This window comes from Empedobacter sp. UBA3475 (genome assembly GCF_002378465.1).
GTDB lineage: Bacteria > Bacteroidota > Bacteroidia > Flavobacteriales > Weeksellaceae > Empedobacter > Empedobacter falsenii_B.
This window is the reverse complement of the sequence record NZ_DFRA01000029.1, coordinates 1-7787: the sequence shown is the minus strand read 5'-3', so window position 1 is coordinate 7787 and position 7787 is coordinate 1. Positions and strand designations below refer to the sequence as shown.

At 32.7% G+C, this 7787-nt stretch carries 10 protein-coding genes; 4 read left to right on the top strand and 6 right to left on the bottom strand.

The features are described 5' to 3' along the window. Positions 1-4 precede the first annotated feature (4 nt). From B3I31_RS06065 to B3I31_RS06045, 5 genes are all read right to left on the bottom strand, one after another. Positions 5-913 (bottom strand): M28 family metallopeptidase, encoded by a 909-nt coding sequence (locus B3I31_RS06065; protein WP_291059319.1) that lies wholly within the window; start codon positions 911-913, stop codon positions 5-7. 39 nt (positions 914-952) lie between these two features. After that, entirely contained in the window at positions 953-1621 is a 669-nt protein-coding gene (locus tag B3I31_RS06060) for a sterol desaturase family protein (protein WP_286496397.1), read from the bottom strand. A 133-nt stretch (positions 1622-1754) separates the two neighbouring features. Beyond that, on the bottom strand, positions 1755-3038 hold the full coding sequence (locus B3I31_RS06055; RefSeq protein ID WP_291059316.1) for a citrate synthase: 1284 nt from the start codon (positions 3036-3038) through the stop codon (positions 1755-1757). 80 nt (positions 3039-3118) lie between these two features. Beyond that, entirely contained in the window at positions 3119-4411 is a 1293-nt protein-coding gene (gene eno / locus B3I31_RS06050; protein WP_291059314.1) for a phosphopyruvate hydratase, read from the bottom strand. A gap of 187 nt (positions 4412-4598) precedes the next feature. Beyond that, positions 4599-5048: a hypothetical protein gene (locus B3I31_RS06045; protein ID WP_291059312.1), complete on the bottom strand. Its 450-nt coding sequence runs from the start codon at positions 5046-5048 to the stop codon at positions 4599-4601. A 133-nt stretch (positions 5049-5181) separates the two neighbouring features. Here B3I31_RS06045 and greA point away from each other — a divergent pair, with 133 nt between their 5' ends. The 4 genes from greA to B3I31_RS06025 are packed head-to-tail and all read left to right on the top strand — an operon-like array spanning position 5182 to position 7032. Further along, positions 5182-5661: a transcription elongation factor GreA gene (gene greA, locus B3I31_RS06040; protein ID WP_019976987.1), complete on the top strand. Its 480-nt coding sequence runs from the start codon at positions 5182-5184 to the stop codon at positions 5659-5661. A gap of 21 nt (positions 5662-5682) precedes the next feature. Further along, a complete protein-coding gene (locus B3I31_RS06035; RefSeq protein WP_114999218.1) occupies positions 5683-6075 on the top strand; it encodes an HIT family protein in 393 nt (130 codons plus the stop codon). Positions 6076-6078: 3 nt separating this feature from the next. Further along, the gene (locus B3I31_RS06030; RefSeq protein ID WP_221856627.1) at positions 6079-6648 is read left to right on the top strand and encodes a tetratricopeptide repeat protein; all 570 of its coding nucleotides are present in this window, start codon (positions 6079-6081) and stop codon (positions 6646-6648) included. Continuing rightward, positions 6649-7032: a hypothetical protein gene (locus tag B3I31_RS06025; RefSeq protein WP_219035367.1), complete on the top strand. Its 384-nt coding sequence runs from the start codon at positions 6649-6651 to the stop codon at positions 7030-7032. Here the strand turns inward: B3I31_RS06025 and B3I31_RS06020 are convergent. Further along, on the bottom strand, positions 7029-7457 hold the full coding sequence (locus B3I31_RS06020; RefSeq protein WP_286496393.1) for an NUDIX hydrolase: 429 nt from the start codon (positions 7455-7457) through the stop codon (positions 7029-7031). The genes B3I31_RS06025 and B3I31_RS06020 overlap by 4 nt on opposite strands. Positions 7458-7787: the final 330 nt, after the last annotated feature.

Genomic DNA, 7787 nt, shown 5'->3' with positions numbered 1-7787 from the left:
AATTTTATTTTAAATATTTTGGTGCTTCATTATTCTTCATCATTTTATTTAAGCTACGTCCAATTCCTTTTGTGATTGTTGAAAGATTTTTAAAATTAATCACCGAAATTTCATCATTAACTTGATGATAATGATGTTGATTTTCCATATTGACCGATGAAAGTGAGTGAGAAACCACCTTATGATTGACAAAGTTTACATTATCTGAACGGAAAAACAATTGCTGTTGTAAATAAGGATCGTGCTCTACGTTAAACGTTTTGCAAGAATTTTTATTCATAATCTCCATCAAATCCGAACGATCACTTCCTGTCATATACACTTTACCTTCGCCAAAAGCAGATACCGTTCCAATCATTTCTAAATTCAACATCACTTTCATTTGCGGTAAATATTTTTGGAAATCCGGATTTTCAACCAACATTTTAGAGCCAATTAATCCAATTTCTTCAGCATCAAAAGCTATAAACATCATGGTTTGCTTCACTTTCTTATTCTTAAAATAATCAGACAACGCCATTACAGCCGATGTTCCACTCGCATTATCATCTGCTCCATTAAAAATTTTATCTTCGCTTTTATCACTTGTTCCAACATGATCAAAATGTGCACCTACAGCGTAAATATCAGACGATTTACCTTCTTTGATTCCGCAAACATTTTGTCCTGTTTTCCCATTGTATTCAAATTCGATTAAATACGAATCACCAACACATGGTTTTAGATTATTTTCTTTGAACTTTTTTGCAATTAATTCAGCAGCCAATCGATTTTCTGGTGTTCCAAATTTTCGACCTTGCATAGCATCAGAAGCTAATTCTTCGACATATTTCTTTTGATTTTCTTTTGAATATTGCGCGTTTGCTTGATTGAAAGCAAGTAATCCAATTGCAAGTAAAGTATATTTTTTCATTTTTATATGTGTGATTAATTTGACGGAAGATACGAAAAATTAACTTTTCTTCTCAAACATCAATTCTTTTACTTTTTCTTTGTCTTCTTTTTCATTCTTTAGGTCGAACATTGTTCCGAAAATACGATCCCAAAACGTATTGGAAACGCCAAAACCTAATTCTTCGTCTTTATAATGATGCAAATGATGATTACGCCAAAGTGGTTTCATAAACTTGAAAGGTGGTGCAATAGCATGAATCAAATAATGCATAGATGCATACAATAAATAGCCAATCATAAAACCAGGAAAGAAAGCAAAGGCATATTTCCCTAAAATTAAATATTGAATCAAGAAAATGATTGATGCCAAAAGAATACTTGGAACTGGAGGCATAAACAAACGTTGTTTATCGCGTGGATAATGATGATGATTTCCGTGAAAAATGTAAACAATTCGTTTTAGACTTGGTTGTTCGGCTGTCCAATGAAAAAGATAACGATGCGCAAAATATTCGAACAAGGTCCAAAATAGCATCGCACCAAAAAAAATTGAAATAACTGTTATTGTAGATAAGTCGTAGCTATAAATACCATAATAAATACAATAGGAAAGTAGAGGAATGTACATTCCCCAAATAACTGCGGGATGACCTTTTGTCAACATTTCGAGGTATTTGTTTTCAAAGATTTGCGCTTGACCTTTATTATGTATTTTCTCAAATTTCATGGTTACAAAATTTAATTTACTTAAAAATAAGGTTTTAACATATTTTAAACAAACAATCTCTAAAAATTAATTGTTAAAAAAAATCCGAAAATCAAAGTTTGATTTTCGGATTGTATGATGAATAAGATAATTCTTATCTTTTTTCAATTTCAACGTAATCACGTAATGGTGTTCCTGTGTATAATTGACGAGGACGACCAATTGGTTGATTTGTTTCACGCATTTCCATCCATTGTGCAATCCATCCTGGTAGACGTCCAACAGCAAACATAACTGTAAACATTTCAGTTGGGATATCTAACGCTTTGTAGATAATTCCTGAATAGAAATCTACGTTTGGATATAAGTTTCTTGATTTGAAATACTCGTCTTCTAAAGCAGCTTGCTCTAATTTTTTCGCAATATCTAAAATAGGATCATTGATTCCTAATTTCTCTAAAACGTTATCCGCAGCTACTTTGATGATTTTCGCACGAGGGTCAAAGTTTTTATAAACACGGTGTCCAAATCCCATTAAACGGAATGGATCGTTTTTATCTTTTGCTTTAGCTAAGTATTTTTCAACATCCCCACCATCATTTTTGATCGCTTCTAACATTTCTAATACTGCTTGGTTAGCACCTCCGTGTAATGGTCCCCATAATGCAGAAATACCTCCAGAGATAGAAGCAAATAAACCTGCATGAGAAGAACCTACTAAACGTACACTTGATGTAGAACAGTTTTGCTCGTGATCTGCGTGTAAGATTAATAATTTGTCAATTGCATCAATAATAACTGGATCTAAGTCTAATTCTTGACCTGGTTTTTTGAATAATAATTGATAAAAGTTTTCTACATAAGATAATTTATCGTTAGAGTAGTTAACTGGTAGTCCTTTAATTTTTCTTTGTGTCCAAGACGCTAATACTGGGAATTTACCTAATAAAGTAACTGCCGCTTTATACATATCATCTGGAGAAGTAACATCTACAACTTTTGGGTTGAATGCTGATAAAGCAGCTGTTAAAGAAGTTAATACTCCCATTGGGTGGGCAGAACTTGGGAATGCATCTAAGATTTTGATTAAATCTTCTGACACAAAGTTATACTCATTTATATCAGCGATAAATTTATCTAATTCAGCTTGTGTAGGTAATTCTCCTTTGATTAACAAATACATTACTTCTACGAAAGAAGATTTCTCTGCTAATTGTTCAATAGGATATCCACGGTACATCAACTTACCTTCTTCTCCATCTAAAAATGTAATTTTAGATTCGCATGCCCCTGTATTTTTGTAACCTGGATCCATTGTGATTAATCCAGTCGCACTTCTTAACTTGGAAATATCAATAGATTTTTCATCCATTGTACCAGTTGTAACAGGCAGCTCCAACTCATTTCCGTTGTAATTTAATATTACCTTATCTGACATTTTATAGTTTATATTATTTATTGCGTAATTTACACTTTTTTTATTAATTTGAGACTGATAAATATCAGTCTCAAATTATTTTATCGCTTAATTTTAAAAGCCTTAAGCCCTGGAAAAATTGCAGTTTCTCCAAGAATCTCTTCAATACGTAATAATTGGTTGTATTTCGCCATACGATCAGAGCGAGAAGCAGAACCTGTTTTGATTTGTCCTGTGTTCAAAGCAACAGCTAAATCTGCAATTGTAGCATCTTCTGTCTCTCCAGAACGATGAGACATAACTGCTGTATAACGTGCATTTTGCGCCATTTGTACTGCTTTGATCGTTTCTGTTAACGTACCAATTTGATTGAATTTTACTAAGATAGAATTTGCTGTTTCAGCATCAATTGCTTTTTCTAATTTAGTTACATTCGTTACCAATAAATCGTCACCAACAATTTGAACACGTTTACCGATTTTATCTGTTAAGATTTTCCAACCTTCCCAATCGTTTTCATCCATACCATCTTCGATAGAAATAATTGGATATTTCTCTGTCAATTCTGCTAAATAAGCTGCTTGCTCTGCAGAAGTACGAATAGCTCCTTTCTCTCCTTCGAATTTTGTATAGTCATATTTTCCATCGTGATAGAATTCTGATGATGCACAATCTAATGCAATCATTATTTCTTCACCTGCTTTGTAACCTGCTTTTTCTATTGCGGAAATTACAGTATCTAAAGCATCTTCTGTACCATCAAAAGTTGGTGCAAAACCACCTTCGTCACCTACAGCTGTAGATAAACCACGATCGTGTAAAATTTTCTTTAATGCATGAAAAACTTCTGTTCCTTTACGTAACGCATCAGAAAAAGATGCTGCCTGAACAGGCATAATCATGAATTCTTGGAACGCAATAGGCGCATCAGAGTGAGAACCTCCATTTACGATATTCATCATTGGAACTGGTAATGTGTTTGCATTAACCCCTCCTATGTATCTGAACAATGGTAAACCTAATTCTTCTGCTGCAGCTTTTGCAACCGCCAAAGAAACACCCAAAATTGCATTAGCACCCAATTTAGCTTTGTTTTCAGTTCCATCTAAATCAATCATTACTTGATCGATTAAATTTTGTTCGAAAACAGAAAAACCAATTAATTCTGGAGCAATCACTTCATTTACATTCTCGATAGCTTTCAAAACTCCTTTACCTAAGTACAAGTCTCCACCATCACGTAATTCTACTGCTTCATATTCTCCTGTAGATGCTCCTGATGGAACAGCTGCACGACCTAAAACACCTGATTCTGTATACACGTCTACTTCTACAGTTGGGTTACCACGAGAATCTAAAATTTGTCTTGCATGGATATGCGAAATAATGCTCATTATTAATATTTTTTAATTGATAAAATTTTGATTTACCAAAAATAATGGATTTGAGTAATCTTTACAACGAAATTATCTTTTTTTAAAAATAATTTGATCCAAAAATAATCTAATTTATTTATGCATGCATAGTATTAGATCATAATTCCAATTTTTTTTGTAAATATAATTCAATTATTTATAATCTTTAATTCGTTATGGTAATCACACCATTTTGATTAACAAAAACCTGATACTCTCTCATAGGTCTGTCAGCTTTTGTACCACTTACAGGACTACCAGTTAACATCCATCTTGCCCCGTCAGCCTCACATTCTATAAAAAAATCTTCTTTTACAATTAATGTAGTCTTTTCTGCTGGACAAATATGTGGCGCATTACGATCATACGCTTTATAACCTGATGCAGTACGCACAACAATAATACCTCTTGTTCCAGTTAATGGTCCTTTTAAATAAACCCATCCTCTTGAATTAAGATCAGCAAACTCAATTAAATTTGGATTAATAGAAGCGCCAATAGTAGTTAAAGGGACACAATTTACCGTTCCATCATCTGTATTACATGATTGAAAAATTAGTAGAAGTGCACCTGAAAATAAAACTTTATTTAGAATCGTTTTAATAAACTCTTTCATTTTTAAATTGGTATATATTTTTTACTATCTTTGTAATAGAAAAATAGAATAGTCCTGCGCATATCTACGATATGTGTAGGATTATTTATTTTATAAGACCTATTTAATAAAAAATTAATTAAACATTGTTGTTATGGCAAATATACAATATGTAACGAAAGAAGGATTAGAAAAGTTGCGTGAAGAGCTTCATCAGTTAGAAACTTTTGAGCGTCCAAAAATTTCGCAACAAATTGCTGATGCGCGTGATAAAGGAGATTTATCTGAAAATGCAGAATATGATGCTGCAAAAGAGGCTCAAGGAATGTTAGAGATGCAAATTGCTAAATTGAAAGAAGTTGTAGCATATGCACGCGTAATTGATGAATCTAAATTAGACCATTCTAAAGTATCAATATTATCAAAAGTTAAAATAAAAAATACAGCGAACGGACAAGAATTAGTGTACACTTTGGTACCTGAATCTGAAGCTGATTTAGCTAAAATGCGTATCTCTGTGAATACTCCAATCGCAAAAGGATTGTTAGGAAAATCACTTGGAGAAGTTGCAGAAATTACATTACCTAACGGAATGACTTTAAATTTTGAAATTTTAGAAATATCTTTGGACTAAGATTTCAAAAATTAAAAACATATGGCAAGCATTTTCACTAAAATTATAAACGGAGAAATACCATCATACAAAATTGCCGAAAACGATAAGTACATCGCTATTTTGGACGCTTTTCCTTTGGTAGAAGGTCATGTATTGGTTATCCCGAAAAAAGAAGTCGATAAAATCTTCGATTTAGACAAAGAAACCTATTTAGGTTTAATGGACTTTTCTTACGAAATTGCACAAGCTATAGAAAAAGCAATACCTTGTTTACGCGTTGGCGTAGCTGTTGTTGGTTTAGAGGTACCACATGTACATGTGCATTTGGTTCCTCTAAATACAATGCAAGATATCAATTTCTCAAATCCAAAACTTCAATTATCTGCCGAGAAAATGATCGAAATTGCAGATAATATCAAATCATATTTATAATCGATGAACAAATACATTAAATTAGTAATCGCCGCTGTATTAATCGTTTTAGCAATCTTTTTGTTTACCATTCGCGAATACGGTTGGGGATTTGTTTCGTTATTAGTCACTGTATTTCCAATTTTATTCTATTTCAGAAACGAAAACATCTTGTTAGCTTTCTGGTTTTTACGTAAAGAGGATATGGCAAAAGCGAAAAAATGGTTACAAAAGATCAAAAATCCATCATCAGAATTAATTCCTAAACAAATGGGATATTACCACTACATGATGGGAATTACTGAAGCGCAGGACAATGTAGCGGTTTCAGAAAAATATATGAAAGAAGCCTTAAACTACGGTTTATCGTTTGATCATGACAGAGCAATGGCTAATTTATCTTTGGCTGGAGCTGCAATGTCAAAAGGTAAAAAGAAAGAAGCGGAAGGTTACATTAAAGAAGCGAAGAAAAACGATTCGAAAGGAATGTTTACAGATCAAATCAAAATGATGAATGATCAAATGAAACGTTTCAACGTAAGTAATTCGCAATTACAAAACCCACATATGCGTCACAAAGGACGTAAATTCTAAATGGATATATCAAAAATTACAGAAGAATCATCATCAAACACCAACAAGTGGAAACTGATTGAAGAATTCTTTCAACAAAATTTCACAGACGGTGAAAGACCAGATTTAGATACGATTCTTTTTTTGATCGGTGTTCAAGAATTAGGACAAGGAAAAAAACGATTCAAAAAAGATGATAAACTCAATTTATTACACATTGCAGTTTGTCGCGTGTTAGAACCTTTTGGTTTTTATCGTTTCGATGGATTAGATCCTGATGGTTGGCCACATTTTGAGTTGTTGGAAGATTTACCACCTCTCAAAACAAATGAACAAACCTTGTTAATGAAATACGCCGTTATACAGTATTTTGATGATCAAAAAATAATAAACTTCGAGTCTTAAGATTCGAAGTTTTCTTTTTTATACAAATCAACGACCACTTTATCCGCATCTAACGTAAATTTCTCAGCATTTAACTCTTCTTTGGATAACCATAACAATTCGTTGATATCTGCATCCAAAACTTTCAATTTATCCAATGCTTTCTCTGTAATTGTCGCTTTATAATAAATCAATAAAACCTGTTCTGTCGGATCAAAAGCATTCAGCACAAAAAAATCTTGTGTATAAAAATGTTCATGAACTTCTACTTTCAAATTCAATTCCTCTTTTATCTCTCTCCTTATACAATCTTTTGTTCCTTCACCAAACTCCAATCCACCGCCAGGAAACTTATAAATTAACTCTCCCTGAAACGGCTCGTGAATCACCAATACCTTTCCCTTGTGTTCCAATAACGCATATACACGCACATTAAATGGTTTCATATCCTGTTTACTTTAAAACCTAAATATATAAAAATTCTTCATTCAAATGCGTATTATTATAGCGTTCCCTTCGGTCGGGCTATCCGTTGCAATCATTTGTTGAAGAAAATTGGAAGTGATTACAGGAAAATCCAATTTCTACAAAAGGATTTCCACTACTATCCCTAACGCGGGTTGTAAGTTGTAAGTTTTGAGTGATAAGTTATAATTTATAAGACATAAGATTTAAGACTTACAGGAATAGAAGTAGAAGTTAAAATATCCACTTGAGGGAAATAGGGGCTTTTCGATTTATGAGTTGTAAGTTATAAAGGAAGCTTCCTTTTTATT

Excerpts from the sequence above, each read along its gene's own strand:
- B3I31_RS06065 (WP_291059319.1), bottom strand. The coding sequence starts at position 913 with ATGAAAAAATATACTTTACTTGCAATTGGATTACTTGCTTTCAATCAA.
- B3I31_RS06060 (WP_286496397.1), bottom strand. The coding sequence starts at position 1,621 with ATGAAATTTGAGAAAATACATAATAAAGGTCAAGCGCAAATCTTTGAA.
- B3I31_RS06055 (WP_291059316.1), bottom strand. The coding sequence starts at position 3,038 with ATGTCAGATAAGGTAATATTAAATTACAACGGAAATGAGTTGGAGCTG.
- eno (WP_291059314.1), bottom strand. The coding sequence starts at position 4,411 with ATGAGCATTATTTCGCATATCCATGCAAGACAAATTTTAGATTCTCGT.
- B3I31_RS06045 (WP_291059312.1), bottom strand. The coding sequence starts at position 5,048 with ATGAAAGAGTTTATTAAAACGATTCTAAATAAAGTTTTATTTTCAGGT.
- greA (WP_019976987.1), top strand. The coding sequence starts at position 5,182 with ATGGCAAATATACAATATGTAACGAAAGAAGGATTAGAAAAGTTGCGT.
- B3I31_RS06035 (WP_114999218.1), top strand. The coding sequence starts at position 5,683 with ATGGCAAGCATTTTCACTAAAATTATAAACGGAGAAATACCATCATAC.
- B3I31_RS06030 (WP_221856627.1), top strand. The coding sequence starts at position 6,079 with ATGAACAAATACATTAAATTAGTAATCGCCGCTGTATTAATCGTTTTA.
- B3I31_RS06025 (WP_219035367.1), top strand. The coding sequence starts at position 6,649 with ATGGATATATCAAAAATTACAGAAGAATCATCATCAAACACCAACAAG.
- B3I31_RS06020 (WP_286496393.1), bottom strand. The coding sequence starts at position 7,457 with ATGAAACCATTTAATGTGCGTGTATATGCGTTATTGGAACACAAGGGA.